Genomic DNA, 18,573 nt, shown 5'->3' on the forward strand with positions numbered 1-18,573 from the left:
ACGGCTGCCCCACGAGCGGAGTTTAATCCGCCGGGCCGCCAAAGTCGATGCTTTCCGGAAACCCGGTGCGGGCCGTCCGCTGCTCACGGCGAGATAGCGATCCCACAGCCCACGCCGAGGTCGTCGCCATCCGCAGGGCTGCCGCGGCCACGGCCAACTTCGATCTCAGCGGTGCCGTGCTCTACGCCAGCTGCGAGCCGTGCCCGCTCTGCCTCGCGGCCGCGCTTTGGGCCCGCGTGGAGCGGGTTTACTTCGCGGCGGATCGAAACGCAGCCGCCGCGGCCGGCTTCGACGATGCCCTTTTCTACGAGTACTTCGACGGAACCCGGCCGGAGCTGATGCCGGTACGCCACGCGGCCGTTCCGGCGTCGGACTTTCCCTTCCAGGCGTGGCGCGACAACCCGGACCGCACCGAGTACTGAGGCCCGACTCTGCCGCTGACGCCGGCGGCGGCGGGACTTTTGACTCTTGATCCGGTCCTCGCCGTGGGGTCTGATGGAGCCATGACAGCGGGGACATCGGAAGGCGGCCGGCCGTGGGCTCCAGCCTGATCACATGCCCCTCGTGCGGGAAGACCAACCGGATTCCGACGGCGGCGGCCGGCCACCCGCGCTGCGGCAACTGCCGCAAGGACCTGCCCTGGATCGTTGAGGCCGGCGACGCGGACTTCGGGGTGGTCGCCGAGCAATCCTCGACGCCGGCACTGATCGACTTCTGGGCCGCCTGGTGCGGGCCCTGCCGGATGGTCAGTCCCGTGCTGGACAAGCTGGCCCAGGAGCGCGCCGGACAGGTCAAGCTCGTGAAGGTCGACGTCGACAAGTCACCCTTGCTCTCGCGCCGCTTCGACGTCCAGGCAATCCCCACCTTGCTCCTGATCAGGGGCGGCCACGTCGTGGCCCGCCAAACGGGGGCACCGACGGCGGCGGCCCTGCGCGGCTGGCTGGACGGGGCACTGGCCGCGGGCGCCAAATGACGCCTGAACCGTGACGCCCGAACTGGGCATCAGCAGCACCTCAGCGGCGCTTGGTCCGGCCCCGGGCCCCCAGCCCGCCCAGGACGGGCGAACCCATGCCCAGCAGGAAGCCGAAGTCGTACCAGTTTCCGGCGCGGGCGGTGTTGTAGAACGGGAATTCACTCCACTGTCCGAAGACATGGACGATAAAGACGATCCAGGCCGTCAGCCCGTTCCAGACGCCCCACAGCAAATCCTGCCACCACATGAGTACCTCCCCGACTGAACCAGGAACACGGTCCGTTGACCACCGGGCGGAAAACGCCCTGGGCTCAGGCTAAGGGCTGAGGCGTCCCTGCGGTAGAGGCTTGTGGGCGGCGGCGGACCGGTCAGGCCAGCCTGGCCGGGAGACGGTTGAGTCCTTCCACCAGATCCGCCTTGCTGCTGCAGAGGGCAATCCGGATCCAGCCTTCACCGATCGAGCCGAAGGCCGTGCCCGGGGCGAACGCCACCCCGGAGTCGGCCAGGAAACGCCGGACCCAGGACCGGACGTCCCCGCCGCTGACGTGGGACATGTCCGCCCAGAGGTAGAACGCCCCCTGCGCGCTGAGGAAGGGGATGCCCTTGGACTCGAGCACGGCGGAGGCCGCATCCCGGTTCGCGCGGTAGTGGGCGTGGGCGTGGCTGACATAGTCCTGCGGGCCGGTCAGCGCGGCGAGCCCCGCGTACTGCGAGGGCGACGCGACGCAGGAGACGATCGACTCCATAACGTTGTTCATCTTCAGCTCCAGCCCGGGCGGGCAGATCAGCGCGCCGATGCGCAGCCCCGTCAGGCCGTAGGTCTTGGACAGTGTCACCGAAGTGAAAACGCGGGCCTCGCCGGGGACTTCGCTGTCGAAGCGGGCCGGGCTTACATGGGGGACGTCGTAGGTGAATGCCTCGTAGCATTCGTCCGAAATGATCCACAGGTCATGGCGCCGGGCCAGTTCCACGAGGCTGCGGGTGAGTTCCTCGCCCAGCACTGCGCCAAGCGGGTTGGACGGCGAATTCAGGATCAGCACCTTGGTCCGCGGCGTGATGAGGTCCTCGATGTCCGCGATCCGCGGCTGGAAATCATGATCCGGATAGAGCGGGTACCGCACCGGGACGGCATGCAGCAGGCTGCTCGTCATCGCAAACGTGGGGTAGCCCGGGTTGGGGATGAGGATCTCGTCACCGGGGGAGAGCAGCAGGGTCATCGCGAAATGAAGGCCCTGCTGGGCGCCGTCGACGACGTACACCCGGTCCGCCCCGATCGGCGTCCCGTTGTGTTCCCGGAACCTCGCCGCAAAGGCCTCGCGCAGCGCCGGGATACCGGCGTTGGGCGTGTAATTGGTTTCGTCCCGGTCGAGGCACGCCATCCCGGCGTCGAGGATGTGGCGGGGGAGGGCGAAGCCGGGTTCGCCGATGCTCAGGATGATGGCGCCGGGGGTGCCCCAGGCGGCTTCGGTGATCTCCCGGATCTGGTTGATGGGGACGTCGCGGACATGGGCGGCTAGCTCGGGCATGTCTGCCATCCTAACCGGCGGGCAGGAGCAGGCCCGGGCGGGGGAAGCGTCCCGCGCAGATATACTGGGAAGCGTGCTTTCAGGACTGGTGATAGTGGACAAGCCGCAAGGCTGGACCAGCCACGATGTGGTTGGACGGATGCGGCGGCTCGCCGGTACCCGAAAGGTGGGGCATGCCGGGACGCTGGACCCGATGGCCACGGGCGTGCTGGTGGTCGGCATCAACAAGGCCACGCGCCTGCTGACCTACATCGTGGGCACCTCCAAGACGTATACAGCCACCATCCGCCTCGGCGAATCAACCGTCACCGACGACGCCGAAGGCGACGTCACTGCCGCGCACAGCGCCGCCGCGGTCACCGAGGAAGCCGTCCGGGCCGGCGTCGCCGACCTTACCGGCGAAATAGCGCAGGTTCCCAGCAGCGTCAGCGCCATCAAGGTCAACGGCGAACGCGCCTACGCACGCGTCCGGTCCGGCGAAGAGGTCAAGCTCGCCGCACGTCCGGTCACCATCCACCGCTTCGAGGTCCACGGGCTGCGCCCGGTACGCGACGGCGAGGCGCTCGACGTCGACGTCACGGTTGAATGCTCCTCCGGCACCTACATCCGTGCCCTCGCCCGCGACCTCGGGGCCGCGCTGGGCGTCGGCGGCCACCTGACGGCGCTTCGCCGGACCCGGGTGGGGCCGTACACCCTGGACCAGGCCCGCACGCTCGAACAGCTCGCCGAGGAACTGAACGTGCTGGAAATGTCCACGGCTGCCCGGTCGCTGATGCCGAACCGTGAACTCAGCGACGAGGAAACCACCGAGATTTCGTTCGGCCGCAGGATCGCGGCCGGTGTGGGGGCCGGTACACCGGCCGCCGCTACGGCGGAGAAGCCCGTCGCCGCCTTCGCGCCGGACGGTACCCTCGTGGCGCTGCTGGCCGATTCGGGAAGCTACGCCAAGCCCGTGCTGGTCTTCGCGCCGGACAACGAAAAGCGGGCCGCGAAGCAGTCGACGGCGGAACAGCAGGCAGACCAGTAGTGGACGCGTATTTCTACATCATCCTGGTGGTCGGGCTGGCCTCGACGATCATCTGCCTCACCGCGGGCCTGGTCAGGAAGGCCCCGAACGACACGACGATCCTGTCGGTGGCCGCCGTCGAACTGTCCCTGCTGGTGTATCTCGTCGGCTCGATCGTCCGGGTCGCGGGCGGGGAACAGATCGCGGGGGAGCCGTGGGAGTTCTGGGGATATCTGGTGACGGCGCTGATGCTTCCGGTCGGCGCCGTGTACTGGTCCATCCTGGAACGCACGCGCTGGAGCAACTTCGTACTGGCCGCCGTCGGCGTCACCGCCGTGGTGATGGCGGCCCGAATGAACCAGATTTGGTACTGACGTGGAAGAGGCAAAGAACATGACGGCAGGATCTTCTCACGAGGATAAGGGTTCGACGGCGTCCCCGGCCGGCCACGTTTCGACGACGGCCCCGACGACGGCCCCGACGACAAAAGACACCCGCAATACCGGGCCCGGCCGGCTGCTGATCGCCGTCTACGCTGTGTTTGCCATCTCGGCGACCGCCCGGGCGGGATTCCAGATACTGACCAAGTTCTCCGAAGCGCCGCTGGCCTACTTGCTGTCCGGATTCGCCGCCGTCGTCTATCTTGTGGCTACTGTGTCCCTCGCCAAAGCCGGCCGCACCTGGTTCAAGGTGTCCGTTGCGGCGGTGCTCGTGGAGTTGATCGGCGTGCTCGTTGTAGGGGTGCTGAGCGTGTTCGACTCCGTCAACTTCCCGCATGAGACCGTCTGGTCGCTGTTTGGCCGCGGCTACGCCTTCATTCCCCTGCTGCTGCCCATCCTGGGCCTGATCTGGCTGTACCGCCGACGTCCGGCGCCGAAGCAGGCCTGAACGTCCTAGTCCGCGGGCTGGTCCAGTTCCTGGAACAACGTGATTTGGAGCCCGGAGGGGCCGTTCAGCCGTGCGTTCAGCGAGCGCCACGGTGTTTCCCGCGGCTCCGCGATGAGCGTGCCGCCTCACGTTCCACGAGTCCGAGGACATCCCGGTAGAAGGTCAGGGCGGCGTGGTAGTCCTCCGTTTCGACGACGAGGCGCAGTTGCCGGATGGGAGGCGGGGTGTGATTTTCGGTAGTCATAACCGAGCCTTGGGACGGACTGCTCCAGCGCGGAATGCCCGCATTTGCTCGCTGCCGCCCGGGCGGCCGTCGTGGACTCAGTCCGTCCCGGCGTCGAGCCGCAGGAGCCTGCGCCGCAGGCCCGGCCAGGCCATTCCGAACCCGGGGTGCAATTCCTTGTCGCCGACGAGCCCAACCGGCACCCACTGCAGCTCCAGGCTTTCGGGGTCGCTGATTTCCGGTTCGAACGCTTCCACAACCTCGACGGCGACCGTGGTGTAGGTCCAGTAGCCGACGTCGAACACCGAGGTGAACAGCACCCGGACGTTTTCCGGCGGGACCGCGGCTTCTTCCTTCGCCTCGCGCAAGGCGCCGTGGACTGCTTCTTCGCCCTGGTGAAGGGCTCCGCCGGGGAGTCCCCACGTGCCGCCCTGATCGCTCCACAGGGCGCGGTGCTGCAGCAGGATTCCCTGGGCGGCGTCGTGAACCAGTAGTCCTGCCGAGCCGAAGCGCCCCCAGAACCGTCCGCGGTCGCCCTCAACCCAGGCATCACCGGGATCACGGGGACCGAGGGGACGACGCAGTTCGAAGGGGAGCTCGCTGGATGGTGCTTCGCCGGACCGCACTTTCCCGGGGAGAGCGTCGTCGGGGAGCGCCGCGCTGGCAGTCGGGGCAACAGTGCTGTCCATGCCTTCAGTTTGCCACGGGCTCTGCTCGTCCCGGGCTTTGATGAGGGACCATCTCCAAGAGTGCCAATTCCATCATTGCTGTCACACCCCAAATGTAGTGTTTAGCTATGGAAGCCATTGGAGATTTCATCCCGGTACAGGCCACCCGGCCTGGCGCCGGAATACTCCTTGGGGTTCCCCGGCTGTCGCCCGTTCCAAGGGAGGCGGTTGATGTGGACTGCGCTCTGGATACAGCGCTTGCACTGCTGCGCTCGTGCAACGGGACGGCCGTACCTGATGCAGCGCTGTTCGGGGTGACCGAAGCGGCGGACTTCGCCGGCCGCGTGGAGGAGTTGTCCCGCATGGTCGACTACCTGCAGCTTGTGGCCGCGGGGGCGGTGGACCGGACCCGAACCCAGGCAGCAGCTGGAGCGAAGATTGCTGCTGCGAAGTTTGGTTCTGCTGCCCCTGCCGGCTGGTTGACCGGCTGGAACACCGGGCCGGATGCGCCGGAAAGTGGCCCGCCTGACGCCACGTGGACCGTGCCGGGAAGTGAAGGGACTTCAGCGGAACGCCTGGACGACGGGTACCGGAACACCGCGGAGTTCCTGCGGGCGCGGCTAAGGATCAGTTCTGGGGAAGCCCGGCGCCGTCTTGCCCTTGCCGCGGACGTTCTGCCGCGCACCGGCATATCGGGCCAGCCGCTGCCCGCCGCGAAGGAGGAGCTCGCTGCGGGTATCACCGCCGGGAACATCGCCTCACGGGCGGCGTCCATCATCTGCCTGTCCCTGGAGCGGGTCCGTCACGTGTGCCCACACGAAGCAGCAGCCCGGATGGAGCATGCCCTCACCCTGACGGCGGTAGGGAACGACCAGGATTTCCTGACCAGGACCGCCAATCGCTGGACGGACTCCTTGGACCAGGACGGCGAGGAACCCGGCGCGCAGGAGTTGCGCCAGCGCCAGGGCGCCTTCATCCGGCGGGCACGCCGTGGGCTGCACCATCTGGAAATCTTCGCCACAACCGACCAGTTCGAGCACCTGCTCACGGTCATGAACGTCGCCACCAACCCACGGACCGGCGCTGCGCCCGGTGCCGGCACCGGCCCCCGCCCGGCCGGGAATACCGGGCCTGATGCTGATGCCGCATCCGACGGCGATGCGGACGGCAGCGATGCGGACCACGCCGCTGCTGCGGAGCGGCTGGACCGGCGCACCCGGCCGCAGCGGCTCCTTGACGGGCTTGTCGGAGCCTGCAAAGCGGCACTCGCCGCCGGAAATCTGCCCGCTGCCGGAGGACTGCGCCCGCAGGTGATGGTCACCATTGACTACCGCGACCTGCTGGACCGGCTCGGAGGCGCCTACTCGAGTACACGTGCGCCTGGCTCCGACGCCGGGACACTGATGTTCACCGGCCCCATCACGGCCTCGACCGTGCGCAAGATCGCCTGCGACGCCGACATCATCCCGATCGTGCTGGGAGGACAAGGCCGGATCCTCGACATCGGCCGCGCCTCCCGGGTCTTCCCGCCTCACATCCGCAGGGCCATCACGGCCCGGGACCGGGGCTGTGCCTTTCCCCAGTGCACCATCCCGGCGCCTTGGTGCGAGGCGCACCACATCGACTACTGGTCCCGCGGCGGGAGCACCGGGACCAGCAACGGAACCTTGCTCTGCTCCCATCACCATCACCTGATCCACAAGGAACAGTGGACCATCCAGATGCGAAGCGGCGTTCCATGGTTCATCCCGCCACCGCACCTGGACCCACGCCGAGTGCCACGGCGAAACTGCTACTTCAGGCTTGAATGACCCGGGACGGGCCGAAAGCCTCTGACGGGCCCGCGAGGGCTGGAAACTACGCTGGGATCATGACCCAACGAGTCCTGCGTGGGCTCCCGCGCCCCATCCTCCTGAAAGCGGTGAAGTCCTTCCACACCTTTGCCTGGTTCACGATAGAGGCCTGCATGGTCTACGTCCTCTACACCGGAGTCCGCGGCCGCACCGACCAGAAAGTGGGTCTGGCCGCCGGCGTCGTGACGGCTGAGACCCTGGTCTTTGCCGCCAACGGTTTTCATTGCCCGCTGACCGCCGTGGCCAAGGACTTGGGCGACGAGACGGGCTCGGTCACCGACATCTATCTGCCGCGGTGGTTCGCGCGGAACCTCCCCGGCATCCACGTTCCGTTGATCCTGGCCGCGGTGCTCCTGCACTGGCGGAATTACCGTGCCGCCGGCGGCACCGCCACGGTTCAGCAACGGCACAGTCCCGGTGGCAGTTGGGAACACTAGCGGATCGGGTTTCCGTTGACATCCACGAAGAAGGTCTCGATCACCCTGTTTGTCCCCGTGTCGATGATGATCACGGAGTCTGCCGGCCAGGACGGATCGGGATCAACGGTGAAGGCAACGTCCGTGATTTTGGTCGGCCGTCCGGCGTCGTTGATCTTCCGGCTGAAGGCATCGACCACCGTGTTCGTCCTGGTGTTGATGGCCACCGTTTCCTGGGGGAGTCCCGCCGTGTTGGCGGAGGCAGGTGTGGCGTTCCACCAGCCCTCGTAGCCGCCGACCGCGGTTTCCGACGACGCCGCTGCGGACGCGGCCGTGGACGACTCAGCGGACGTCGGCGGGGCACCGGCGTTCCCGGCCGCTTCTGCCGTGCCGCCGCAGGCGCTCAATGACACCCCCGCTGCGAGGAGCCATACAACGGTCGCAAGGTGCGGCGCCCTGGTAGTGAAGCTCATAATGATGTCCCCCAACATTGTCCGGCCGGCGGTTTCCGGCCCGGATGGGATGAGGCTACCAGCCCCGCCAGCGCCGGTCTGAGTGCGGACCTGGTTGGAAACGGTGCCAGCGCAGACTCTCCCGAACACGAAAGGACCCTGCCTGTAGCCAGCCAGTTCCGTCGGAAGCCCGCCCCGTTAGCAGGTAATCTTAGAGAGTTCCGGAGCCGGCACGATTCTCCGGAGGAGCTCATGGCAGGAAGCAAAAAGGCGAGGTTGATGGTCCACATTTGGAACGATCCGTCCGAAGTCCCGGCGGACTTTGGTCCCTCCGTCGTCACGTTTGGAAACTTCGACGGTGTGCACCGCGGCCACCAGCAGGTGCTCTCCCAACTCATCCGGATCGCCCGCCTGAACCAGGCCCGCGCCGTCGCCATCACCTTCGATCCGCACCCGGCACAGGTCCACCGCCCCGAGTCTGCCCCTGAACTGATCATGGGCCTGGAAGACAAACTCGTGGCCCTCGGCGAAGTAGGCCTCGACGCCGTGCTCGTGATGAAGTATTCACTGGAGCTGGCCAGCCTCACACCCGAAGAATTCGTCGCCGACATCCTGGTCAGCAGCCTCAAGGCCAGCCACGTTGTGATCGGCCACGACGCCCGCTTCGGCCGAGGCAACTCCGGGGACCTAATAACCATGCAGGATCTCGGCAAGAAGCTCGGCTTCGAGGTACTGGTCATCAGCGAGTTCGGCTCCGAGGGCTTCCCGCTCCACAGCGGTCCGAACGACGACGACGCCGGCAAGGACCGCCGCTGCTCCTCCACCTGGGTGCGCGAGGCCCTGCGGGAGGGCGACGTCGCCACCGCGGCCGCCGTCCTCGGCCGGCCGCACCGGATGCGCGGCGAGGTGGTCCACGGCGCCGCGCGCGGCCGCGACCTAGGGTTCCCCACAGCCAACCTGGCGCCGCAGTCCAGCGGCTACATTCCGGCGGACGGAATCTACGCGGGCTGGCTCGTGGACCAGGCCGGCACCCGCTGGCCCGCCGCTATTTCGGTCGGCTCCAACCCGACGTTCGACGGCGTCAGCCGGCAGGTCGAGGCGCATGTGATCGACCGCCCGGAAGAGGCCGTGGAGGACTTCGATCTGTACGGCCAGACAGTAGTGGTGGAATTCGTCGCGCGGCTGCGGGGGATGGTGGCGTACCGTGGCCCTGAAGCGTTGGTGGACCAGATACGCCTGGACGTGGTCCAGACCCACGAAATCCTGTTCGCCCACTGATTTTCTACGCTAGCCCGCGACTGAGCTGCGGCCGGAAGCCGGCCGCTCCGCCGGCCGCTGGTCCGGCCACTTCAAGGGTAGATTTACCGCCAATCGGCAAGGAAGGCACGAGACGTGACGATTGAGAAAAACACGCGGGAGCTGGACAAGGATATTGTCCGCGACTTCAGTTCCCGGATGAGCTACGCGTCCTACCTGCAGCTGCCGACGCTGCTCAGCGCGCAGCAGCCGGTCAGTGCCCCCGAACACCATGACGAGATGCTGTTCATCATCCAGCACCAGACCACCGAGCTGTGGCTGAAACTGGTCCTGCACGAGCTCCGCAGCGCCGCCGCCTGGCTCCGCAACGACGACCTCGGCTCCGCGCTGAAGGCGATCGCCCGGGTCAAGCACATCCAGAAGACGCTGACCGAGCAGTGGTCCGTGCTCGCCACGCTCACGCCCACGGAGTACTCGCAGTTCCGGGGCTTCCTGGGCAACTCCTCCGGATTCCAGTCCAGCCAGTACCGCGCGGTGGAGTTCCTGCTTGGGAACAAGAACCGCAAGATGCTCCCGGTTTTCGAATCCGACCCCGAAGCCCACACAATGCTGCTGGAACTCCTTGAATCGCCGAGCATCTACGATGACTTCCTGGCCTACCTCAAGCGCCAGGGCTTCGACGTCCCGGCGTCCCTGCTGGAGCGCGATGTCACCCAGGCGCACGAGTTCTGCGCCGAGCTGGTCCCGGTCTTCAAGTACATCTACGAAAACGCGGCCGACAACTGGGGCGCCTACGAGGCCTGCGAGGAACTCGTGGACCTCGAGGACAACTTCCAGCTCTGGCGCTTCCGGCACCTGCGCACGGTGCAGCGCACCATCGGCATGAAGTCCGGCACCGGCGGTTCCAGCGGCGCCGCGTTCCTGCAGAAGGCCCTCGAGCTGACCTTCTTCCCCGAACTTTTCGCCGTCCGGACGGAGATCGGCCAGTGAGCGCCCTGACCCCGGAAACGGCGGGGCCGGCGGCAGCGGCCACCGCCGGGGACAACACAGCCCTGCTGCAGCGCGCCGGCCAGCTCGACGCCGCTGATCCGCTCGCCGCCTACCGCGACCACTTCATCGGCAACGACACGGAACTCTCCTACCTCGACGGCAACTCCCTGGGCCGCCCGCTCAAGCGCACCGTTACGGACATCGGCAGCTTCATCCAGGACAGCTGGGGCGGCCGGCTGATCCGCGGCTGGGACGAGGAATGGCTGGAGCTCCCGCAGGTCATCGGCGACCAGCTCGGCCGGGCGGTCCTCGGTACCGCACCGGGGCAGACCATCATCGCCGACTCCACCACAGTGGTCCTGTACAAGCTGATCCGGGCCGCACTGGCCGCCGTCACGGACCCTGCCCGCACGGAAATCGTGCTGGACACGGACAACTTCCCCACCGACCGCTACCTCGTCGAGGGCATCGCCGGCGAAGAGGGACTCACGCTGCGCTGGATCGACGCCGATCCCTCCTCCGGCGTCACCGTCGACCAGGTGCGGGCCGTCACGGGCCCGGCCACCGCCGTGGTGGTCCTGAGCCAGATCGCTTACCGCTCCGGCTTCCTCGCGGACCTGCCGGGTATCACCGCCGCCGTGCACGACGCCGGTGCGCTGGTGGTGTGGGACCTGTGCCATTCCGCCGGTTCGGTGGAGATCGGCCTGGACGCCGCCGACGTCGACTTCGCCGCCGGCTGCACCTACAAGTACCTCAACGGGGGACCGGGCTCGCCCGCGTTCGCTTACGTCAACGCCCGGCACCTTCCCGGCCTCCAGCAGCCGATCTGGGGCTGGATGGGACGCAAGGACGCCTTCGAGATGGGCCCCGGCTACGAGGCAGCCGCCGGCATCCGCGGCTTCCTCAGCGGCACCCCGGCCATCTTCGGGATGCTCGCCCTTCGTGGCACCCTGGACTTACTCGAGGAGGTGGGCATGGCCGCGGTCCGGGAAAAGTCCCGGCTGCTGACCGCGTTCGCCGTCGAACTCCACGACGCCTGGCTCGCGCCGGCGGGCGTGACGCTCTCGACGCCGCGGGATCCGGAGCTTCGGGGCAGCCACATCACCGTGGACCACCCCGCGTTCCGGGAGATGACCGCCGCACTGTGGGAGCAGGACGTGATCCCGGATTTCAGGGCGCCGTACGGCCTCCGGATCGGGCTCTCGCCGCTGAGTACGTCCTTCACCGAGCTGTACCGGGGTGTGGCCGCCATCCGCGAACGGCTGGCAGAGGGCTCTTCCGGAACGTAGCAGGACCGGCCGTTTCGACAAGATTAGCGGCGTGCCGGTAAACTAAACGTTGGATCCGGCTGCAGTCCGTGGCGGCTGGTTCTTGTTGTGTACGGGCAACCCTCTCTTCGGAGGAGGAATACCGGCGCAGCACCCCCGGCAGTGAGTTACTGATTCGGGCCTCACGGCACATCTCTAGGAGTTATCGTGGCACTTGAAGCCGCTGTAAAGACGTCCATCATCCAGGATTTCGCAACGTCCGAGGGCGACACCGGTTCGCCGGAGGTCCAGGTCGCGGTCCTGACTCAGCGGATCAAGGATCTCACTGAGCACATGAAGGTGCACAAGCACGACTACCACACCCAGCGCGGTCTGCTGGCCATGGTTGGTCGCCGCAAGCGCATGCTGACCTACCTCAAGAACACTGACATCACCCGCTACCGTGCGCTCATCGAGCGTCTCGGCCTGCGCCGCTAGTCAGCTTTAAGGGGCGGCCCCTTCCGCGACGGAAAGGGCCGCCTTCTTCAATCAAAAACTCAACAGGAGGATCAACCGCATCACGCATTCGCGGTCTTCGGTAGTGATCTCCGGGAACGGCTTCAGGCGATGTTGCCCAGGCCCGAGGGTCTCGATCGATGACCGGGTGCAGTGCAGTCCAGCAGACAGATGCTGGGCTGGGTTGATGCGGCTGGACTCCGTGAACCATGAAACGGAGGTGACTCTCTATGGAGGGTCCCGAAATCCAGTTCTCAGAAGCAGTCATTGATAATGGCCGCTTCGGCAAGCGTGTAATCCGCTTTGAAACCGGCCGTCTTGCCAAGCAGGCAGCCGGCGCATCGATGGTCTACCTCGACGAAGAGACCGCGCTGCTGTCCGCCACCACCGCCGGCAAGCACCCGCGTGAAGGTTTCGACTTCTTCCCGCTGACTGTCGACGTCGAAGAGCGTATGTACGCCGCCGGCCGCATCCCGGGCTCGTTCTTCCGCCGCGAAGGCCGTCCCTCCACGGAAGCGATCCTCGCCTGCCGCCTGATGGACCGCCCGCTGCGTCCCGCTTTCGTCAAGGGCCTGCGCAACGAGGTCCAGATCGTGGTCACCGTGCTGTCCATCAACCCGGACGAGCTCTACGACGTGGTAGCGATCAACGCTTCCTCGATGTCCACCCAGCTCTCCGGCCTGCCGTTCTCCGGCCCGATCGGCGGCGTCCGCGTTGCCCTGATCGCCGACGAGCACGGTTCGCAGTGGGTCGCATTCCCGAAGCACTCCCAGCTCGAGAACGCCGTCTTCAACATGGTGGTTGCCGGCCGCGTCAAGAACGACGACGTTGCCATCATGATGGTTGAAGCCGAAGCCACGGACAACTCCTGGAACCTCATCAAGGAACAGGGCGCCACCGCCCCGACCGAAGAGGTTGTTTCGGAAGGCCTCGAGGCCGCGAAGCCGTTCATCAAGGCTCTCTGCGACGCCCAGTCCGACCTGGCAGCACGCGCCGCCAAGCCGACCGTCGAGTTCCCCGTCTTCCTGGACTACCAGGACGACGTTTACGCCGCCGTGGAGTCTGCTGCCGCCGAGAAGCTGGCCGCTGTGTTCCAGATCGCCGACAAGCAGGAACGCGACACCGCTTCCGACGCGCTCAAGGACGAGGTCACCTCTTCCCTGGCCGGCCAGTTCGAAGGCCGCGAGAAGGAGCTGTCCGCAGCCTTCCGCTCCGTCACCAAGCACGTTGTGCGCCAGCGCATCCTGACGGACCAGATCCGCATCGACGGCCGCGGCCTGACGGACATCCGCCAGCTCACCGCCGAGGTTGAGGTTCTGCCCCGCGTCCACGGCTCGGCCATCTTCGAACGCGGCGAGACCCAGATCATGGGTGTCACCACGCTGAACATGCTCAAGATGGAACAGCAGATCGACTCGCTGTCTCCCGTGACGCGCAAGCGCTACATGCACAACTACAACTTCCCGCCGTACTCCACCGGCGAGACCGGCCGCGTCGGTTCCCCGAAGCGCCGCGAAATCGGCCACGGTGCCCTCGCGGAGCGCGCCATCATGCCGGTGCTGCCGTCCCGCGAGGAGTTCCCCTACGCTATCCGCCAGGTGTCTGAGGCTCTCAGCTCCAACGGTTCGACGTCGATGGGGTCCGTCTGCGCCTCCACGCTGTCCCTGCTCAACGCAGGCGTGCCGCTGAAGGCCGCTGTTGCCGGTATCGCCATGGGCCTGGTTTCCGACCAGGTCGACGGCCAGACCCGCTACGCCGCCCTGACCGACATCCTCGGCGCCGAAGATGCCTTCGGCGACATGGACTTCAAGGTTGCCGGTACCTCCGAGTTCGTCACGGCCATCCAGCTGGACACCAAGCTCGACGGCATCCCCGCCTCGGTCCTGGCAGCCGCGCTGAAGCAGGCCCGCGAAGCGCGCCTGCACATCCTGGACGTCCTGAACTCCGCGATCGACACTCCGGACGAGCTCTCCGAGTTCGCGCCGCGCGTCATCGCGGTCAAGATCCCGATAGACAAGATCGGCGAGGTCATCGGCCCGAAGGGCAAGATGATCAACCAGATCCAGGAAGACACCGGAGCCGACATCTCGATCGAGGATGACGGCACGGTCTACATCGGCGCCACGAACGGCCCGTCTGCCGACGCAGCACGGTCCGCGATCAACGCCATCGCCAACCCGCAGATCCCGGAAATCGGCGAGCGCTACCTGGGCACGGTCGTCAAGACCACCACCTTCGGCGCCTTCGTTTCCCTGACTCCGGGCAAGGACGGCCTCCTGCACATCTCCGAACTGCGCAAGATCGCCGGTGGCAAGCGCGTGGACAACGTCGACGACGTCGTCTCCGTCGGCCAGAAGATCCAGGTGGAAATCACCAAGATCGATGACCGCGGCAAGCTCTCCCTGTCTCCCGTTGTGGCTGACGGGGAAGACGCCAACGACGCTGAGGTCTCCCTGGAGTCCGCAGAGTAGTTAGCACTGCAGCTAGTGACGGCGGGGCCGGTGGATCATTCCACCGGCCCCGCCGCCGTTAAAGGTACGATTGCAGGCAGATTTGGCACGTTTTTACTGAAAGGCCTTGATGACTGTCGTCCCCCTGCCGCTTGAGCAGAACCAGCACACTGACACCCTGATCCATGGCGCCGACGGCGGTTCCGAGGTGCGCCGCTCGGTCCTGCCCGGCGGAGTCCGCGTCCTGACCGAAGCGATGCCGGGCCAGCGCTCGGCAACCATCGGCTTCTGGGTGGCCGTCGGCTCCCGCGATGAGGCTCCCGGCCAGCACGGCTCCACCCACTTCCTGGAGCACCTCCTGTTCAAGGGCACCAAGCGCCGCACCGCGCTGGAGATCGCCTCAGCCTTCGACGAGGTGGGCGGGGAGTCCAACGCGGCCACCGCGAAGGAAAGCACCTGCTACTTCGCCCGCGTGCTGGACACCGACCTGCCGATGGCCATCGACGTCATCGCGGACATGATCACCGGCGCCGTGCTGGACCCGCGGGAGATGGAGCAGGAACGCGACGTCATCCTCGAGGAGATCGCGATGGACAGCGACGACCCCACCGACGTCGCCCATGAGCACTTCGTCGCCGCGGTCCTCGGCACCCACCCGCTCGGCCGCCCGATCGGCGGCACCCCGGACGCCATCCGCGCCGTCGCCCGCGACTCGGTCTGGGACCACTACCGCCGTTACTACCGGCCGGACGAGCTCGTCATCACCGCAGCCGGCGGGCTGGACCACGACGTCGTGTGCGGGCTTGTGGTGGACGCCCTGCACACCGCCGGCTGGAGCCTGGAAGCCGACGCCGCCCCGGTGCAGCGGCGTTCGACCGAGCGGGCGGACATTACCGGAACTGCCGGGCTGCACGTGGTCAAGCGTCCCGTGGAGCAGGCCAACATCATCATGGGCTGCCCCACGATCGTCGCCACCGATGAGCGCCGCTTCGTCATGAGCGTGCTCAACGCAGTGCTGGGCGGGGGCATGTCCTCCCGGCTCTTCCAGGAGGTCCGGGAGAAGCGCGGGCTGGTCTACTCGACCTATTCCTTTGCCTCCTCCTATGCCGACGCCGGCTACTTCGGCATGTACGCCGGCTGCACGCCGTCGAAGGTCCGCCAGGTCCTGGAACTCCTCGGCGCCGAGCTGGACCACCTGGCCGAGGGCGGCATCTCCGACGAGGAGCTCCGCAAGGCCGTCGGGCAGCTCTGCGGCGGGATTGTGCTGGCCCTCGAGGACACCGGATCCAGGATGTCCCGGCTGGGCCGTGCCGAGCTGGTCTCCGGCGAGTATCAGGATATCGACGAGACGCTGCGCCAGATCAAGGCCGTGACCGCGGCCGAAGTCCAAGAGCTGGCCCGCGAACTCGCAGCCGCCCCGCGGACCGTCACCGTGGTGGGTCCCTTCGAGGAAACCGAGACCTTCGGCCTCTGAGCTGGGGCTCCGCTGGGCTTCCGCCGGACTGGCAGGACGCGGCGCGGTAGACACGGCAGGTGGCGCCGCGTGATGATGGGGACGGGCTCACCCGAGAGGAACTCCGCTGGGAGGAACAGATGGACCGGCCGCTGCCAGGCAGTGCACACGAGGCGCTTGAGGCGTTCCTGGGGCATTGGGCCGGAACCACGCAGTGGGAGGCCACGCCCTGGGGCCCTGCGCGTGCTGCCGCCGTCGAACTGACGTTCGCCCGCGCTGCCGCCGGGCTGGCCGTCACCCACAGCTACCGGCACACGGACGCCGACGGCTCCCGCTCCGAGGGCCACGGTGTGTTCACCATGGACCCCGACCGCCCGGACACTTTCTTCTACCACGTCAACAGCATGGGCCTGCCCCGGGAGGCGCCGGCGCGCGCCAGCTGGCAGGAGGGCACCCTCACGATGGAGCGGCGCAGCGATCGCGGCACCGCGCGGCACACCTTCCGGGTGGACGACGGCGTGCTGACGCACAGCGCCGGACTGCGCCTGGGCAAGGCGAGTACGTTCACCCCGTTCATGTCCTCGGTCTGCCGCCGCGTGACCGGGGACGCCGCCGCCTGAAGATTCCGGCCGTCGGATTCCGCTGCGCTAGCTTCCCGGGCCCTTTGACCCAGGGTTGGCCCCCACAAGTGGTCGTGTATGCGGCGCCTAGTGGGCATTTCCGTTGCTTCGTCGGGGGCAGAGGTCCAAGGGTGTGGGATGGCCGGGCTCAGGGACATGCCCCACGCAGGGGCCGGCGGGTGGACGTGTTCCGGTTGTGCCCGGTCCCGGGTGCGGGGACTGGGCATGTCCTCCCGCAGTGCGGCCCGGCTCCCCGCCGCCGGAGACACCAACGCGTGGCCGGACATGCCCCGCGCGCCCGTGCAGTGTCGGTCCTCCCCGGTTGCTTCGGCCCCCAAAGGCCAAACGCGCGGGAATCCGGGCTTTTCCCGGGCCGGCTGGCGGCCGGGCGGCGGCAGCCGGGAAGGAGCGCGGCAGGGAAGGAGCGCGGCCGGGAAGGAAAGCGGCCGCTGGCTGCCCGCGCCCGGCCACGTAAACAAAAATGCCCCTTGGACCGGACATGCCCAGCGCCGCGGCCGGCGGGTGGACATAGCCCGGTTATGCCCGGGCCCGGGTGCGAGGAATGGGCATGTCCTGCGGGCGCGTGACCGAGGACGCCGCCGCACCTGAGAGAGCGGGCGCCGTTTAGCCGCCGGCGAACGGCGGCAGCACGTCCACGACGTCGTCCGGCTTCAGCGCCGCCGCCCGGTTCCGGACGGCGACTTCGTTGAGCAGGAAGCTGCTCCGGGACAGGAGCCGGGCCAGCGGCGGTGTCCCGGCCGGCGGTTCCGGGCGTTCGACGGCAAGGATCGCCGCCAGCAGCGAGGCAAGTGTGTCGCCGTCGGCCAGGTCATAGCGTTCCTCGTCCACACCGGCTGCAGCGCGCGCGGCAGCGAAGTAACGTACGTTCACGGGTGGTTCAGCCTCCGATGGCGCTCATGCTGCGGTCCGGCTGGACGAAGTCAGGAGCATCCAGTCCGACGTGGCCCATGCCGTGCGCCTTGGGCTTGATCCACATGGCGTCCTGCCAGCGCTCGGCGAGCTGTTCGTCGCTGGCGCCTTCGCGGAGCAGCCCCAGCAGATCCACTTCCTCGCGGGAGAACAGGCAGCTCATGATCTTGCCCTCCGCGGTGATGCGCGTCCGGCGGCAGTCCGAGCAGAACGGCTCGGTCACGGAGGCGATGATCCCGACGGTGCCCAGCACCGGGCCGGTGGCCCCGGCCGAGCCGGGAACCCGGGCCCGGACTTCGAAGCGTTCAGCCGGCGCGCCGTCGCGGTCCCGCGGGTCCGCGCCCAGCACATAGTCCACGGAGAGCAGCTCCCGGATTTCCGCGGCCGTGATCATGTTCCGGCGGGTCCAGCCGTGGTCGGCGTCGAGGGGCATCTGCTCGATGAAACGCAGTTCGTAGCCGCGGTCCAGCGCCCAGGCCAGCAAGGCCGGGGACTCGACGTCGTTGATGCCGCGCATCAGCACGGCGTTGAGTTTTACGGGGCCCAGCCCGGCGGCCCAGGCCGCGTCCACGCCGGCCAGGACTTTATTCAGGAACGGGCGGCGGGTCAGCTTCGCAAAGGTTTCCTCGTGGAGCGAGTCCAGTGAGACGTTGATCCGGGAGAGTCCGGCAGCCTTCAGCCCGGCGGCCTTCTTGTCCAGTCCGACGGCGTTCGTGGTCATGGAGATCGGCAGGTCCGGGTGGGCCTGGCGGAGCGCGGAAATGATGGCCAGCAGGTCGGCGCGGACCAGCGGCTCCCCGCCGGTGAGCCGCAGCTCGCGCACACCGAGCATGTCGACGCCGATCCGCACGATCCTGACAATTTCCTCCGCCGACATCGCGGCCTGCTTGGAGAGCCATTCCAGGCCTTCGGCGGGCATGCAGTAGGTGCAGCGCAGATTGCATTTGTCCGTCAGCGAGAGCCGCATGTCCGTGGCGCGGCGGCCGTAGCGGTCCACCAGCCCGGGGGCCAGTCCGGCCGGGCGCCCGGGCAGCGGCGGCCCGGAAGCGCCTGTGCCGGGGCCGTCATCCGCGCGCGGCTGGGGCATGCCAAGTTGAACACTCAT

At 67.5% G+C, this 18,573-nt stretch carries 21 protein-coding genes; 14 read left to right on the plus strand and 7 right to left on the minus strand.

Annotation, left to right across the window (positions count from 1 at the left end):
* Positions 1–47 precede the first annotated feature (47 nt).
* Positions 48–422, plus strand: coding sequence for a deaminase (locus tag ACZYZE_RS09630; protein WP_463907463.1), 375 nt, complete (start codon positions 48–50; stop codon positions 420–422).
* Between the two features lie 113 nt (positions 423–535).
* Positions 536–973: a thioredoxin gene (gene trxA, locus ACZYZE_RS09635; protein ID WP_459318669.1), complete on the plus strand. Its 438-nt coding sequence runs from the start codon at positions 536–538 to the stop codon at positions 971–973.
* Between the two features lie 40 nt (positions 974–1,013).
* Here the strand turns inward: trxA and ACZYZE_RS09640 are convergent, their stop codons facing one another.
* Entirely contained in the window at positions 1,014–1,220 is a 207-nt protein-coding gene (locus ACZYZE_RS09640; RefSeq protein WP_459318670.1) for a hypothetical protein, read from the minus strand.
* 121 nt (positions 1,221–1,341) lie between these two features.
* Positions 1,342–2,499, minus strand: a complete 1,158-nt coding sequence (locus ACZYZE_RS09645; protein WP_459318671.1) for a pyridoxal phosphate-dependent aminotransferase — start codon at positions 2,497–2,499, stop codon at positions 1,342–1,344.
* A gap of 73 nt (positions 2,500–2,572) precedes the next feature.
* Between ACZYZE_RS09645 and truB the strand changes: the two genes are divergently transcribed.
* Genes truB through ACZYZE_RS09660 form a run of 3 tightly spaced genes read left to right on the plus strand, consistent with a single transcriptional unit; the run spans position 2,573 to position 4,393 of the window.
* Entirely contained in the window at positions 2,573–3,526 is a 954-nt protein-coding gene (gene truB / locus ACZYZE_RS09650; RefSeq protein ID WP_459318672.1) for a tRNA pseudouridine(55) synthase TruB, read from the plus strand.
* Positions 3,526–3,879, plus strand: a complete 354-nt coding sequence (locus tag ACZYZE_RS09655; RefSeq protein ID WP_463907464.1) for a hypothetical protein — start codon at positions 3,526–3,528, stop codon at positions 3,877–3,879. The genes truB and ACZYZE_RS09655 overlap by 1 nt, the downstream gene beginning before the upstream one ends.
* Before the next feature lie 19 nt (positions 3,880–3,898).
* Positions 3,899–4,393: a hypothetical protein gene (locus ACZYZE_RS09660; protein ID WP_463907465.1), complete on the plus strand. Its 495-nt coding sequence runs from the start codon at positions 3,899–3,901 to the stop codon at positions 4,391–4,393.
* Between the two features lie 76 nt (positions 4,394–4,469).
* On the opposite strand, the gene ACZYZE_RS09665 is transcribed toward ACZYZE_RS09660, so the two are convergent.
* Entirely contained in the window at positions 4,470–4,637 is a 168-nt protein-coding gene (locus ACZYZE_RS09665) for a hypothetical protein (protein WP_459318674.1), read from the minus strand.
* Between the two features lie 77 nt (positions 4,638–4,714).
* Positions 4,715–5,305 (minus strand): NUDIX domain-containing protein, encoded by a 591-nt coding sequence (locus tag ACZYZE_RS09670; RefSeq protein ID WP_463907466.1) that lies wholly within the window; start codon positions 5,303–5,305, stop codon positions 4,715–4,717.
* Between the two features lie 107 nt (positions 5,306–5,412).
* Between ACZYZE_RS09670 and ACZYZE_RS09675 the strand changes: the two genes are divergently transcribed.
* Together ACZYZE_RS09675 and ACZYZE_RS09680 are read left to right on the plus strand one after the other, a co-directional pair.
* Positions 5,413–7,095 (plus strand): HNH endonuclease signature motif containing protein, encoded by a 1,683-nt coding sequence (locus ACZYZE_RS09675; RefSeq protein ID WP_463907467.1) that lies wholly within the window; start codon positions 5,413–5,415, stop codon positions 7,093–7,095.
* Positions 7,096–7,154: 59 nt separating this feature from the next.
* Positions 7,155–7,574 (plus strand): hypothetical protein, encoded by a 420-nt coding sequence (locus ACZYZE_RS09680; RefSeq protein ID WP_463907468.1) that lies wholly within the window; start codon positions 7,155–7,157, stop codon positions 7,572–7,574.
* On the opposite strand, the gene ACZYZE_RS09685 is transcribed toward ACZYZE_RS09680, so the two are convergent.
* The gene (locus tag ACZYZE_RS09685) at positions 7,571–8,026 is read right to left on the minus strand and encodes a hypothetical protein (protein ID WP_459318679.1); all 456 of its coding nucleotides are present in this window, start codon (positions 8,024–8,026) and stop codon (positions 7,571–7,573) included. The two genes, ACZYZE_RS09680 and ACZYZE_RS09685, sit on opposite strands and share 4 nt — an antisense overlap.
* A gap of 258 nt (positions 8,027–8,284) precedes the next feature.
* Between ACZYZE_RS09685 and ACZYZE_RS09690 the strand changes: the two genes are divergently transcribed.
* The 7 genes from ACZYZE_RS09690 (at position 8,285) to ACZYZE_RS09720 (ending at position 16,538) form a co-directional block, all read left to right on the plus strand.
* Positions 8,285–9,283, plus strand: a complete 999-nt coding sequence (locus tag ACZYZE_RS09690) for a bifunctional riboflavin kinase/FAD synthetase (protein WP_463907469.1) — start codon at positions 8,285–8,287, stop codon at positions 9,281–9,283.
* Positions 9,284–9,397: 114 nt separating this feature from the next.
* Positions 9,398–10,252 carry a tryptophan 2,3-dioxygenase gene (kynA, locus tag ACZYZE_RS09695; protein WP_463907470.1) on the plus strand — a complete coding sequence of 285 codons (855 nt, stop codon included), beginning with the start codon at positions 9,398–9,400 and terminating at the stop codon, positions 10,250–10,252.
* A gap of 5 nt (positions 10,253–10,257) precedes the next feature.
* The gene (locus ACZYZE_RS09700; protein WP_463907513.1) at positions 10,258–11,541 is read left to right on the plus strand and encodes a kynureninase; all 1,284 of its coding nucleotides are present in this window, start codon (positions 10,258–10,260) and stop codon (positions 11,539–11,541) included.
* Between the two features lie 186 nt (positions 11,542–11,727).
* Positions 11,728–11,997 carry a 30S ribosomal protein S15 gene (rpsO, locus tag ACZYZE_RS09705; RefSeq protein ID WP_069951170.1) on the plus strand — a complete coding sequence of 90 codons (270 nt, stop codon included), beginning with the start codon at positions 11,728–11,730 and terminating at the stop codon, positions 11,995–11,997.
* Positions 11,998–12,245: 248 nt separating this feature from the next.
* Positions 12,246–14,486 carry a polyribonucleotide nucleotidyltransferase gene (locus ACZYZE_RS09710; protein ID WP_459318681.1) on the plus strand — a complete coding sequence of 747 codons (2,241 nt, stop codon included), beginning with the start codon at positions 12,246–12,248 and terminating at the stop codon, positions 14,484–14,486.
* A gap of 109 nt (positions 14,487–14,595) precedes the next feature.
* On the plus strand, positions 14,596–15,939 hold the full coding sequence (locus ACZYZE_RS09715) for a M16 family metallopeptidase (RefSeq protein WP_459318682.1): 1,344 nt from the start codon (positions 14,596–14,598) through the stop codon (positions 15,937–15,939).
* Positions 15,940–15,998: 59 nt separating this feature from the next.
* Complete coding sequence (locus ACZYZE_RS09720; RefSeq protein WP_459318683.1) at positions 15,999–16,538, plus strand: DUF1579 domain-containing protein; 540 nt, start codon at positions 15,999–16,001, stop codon at positions 16,536–16,538.
* Positions 16,539–17,162: 624 nt separating this feature from the next.
* Here ACZYZE_RS09720 and ACZYZE_RS09725 read toward each other — a convergent pair.
* Together ACZYZE_RS09725 and moaA are read right to left on the minus strand one after the other, a co-directional pair.
* Positions 17,163–17,429 (minus strand): MoaD/ThiS family protein, encoded by a 267-nt coding sequence (locus ACZYZE_RS09725; RefSeq protein WP_459318684.1) that lies wholly within the window; start codon positions 17,427–17,429, stop codon positions 17,163–17,165.
* 7 nt (positions 17,430–17,436) lie between these two features.
* Complete coding sequence (gene moaA, locus ACZYZE_RS09730; protein ID WP_459318685.1) at positions 17,437–18,573, minus strand: GTP 3',8-cyclase MoaA; 1,137 nt, start codon at positions 18,571–18,573, stop codon at positions 17,437–17,439.

This window comes from Pseudarthrobacter woesei, from assembly GCF_055412745.1.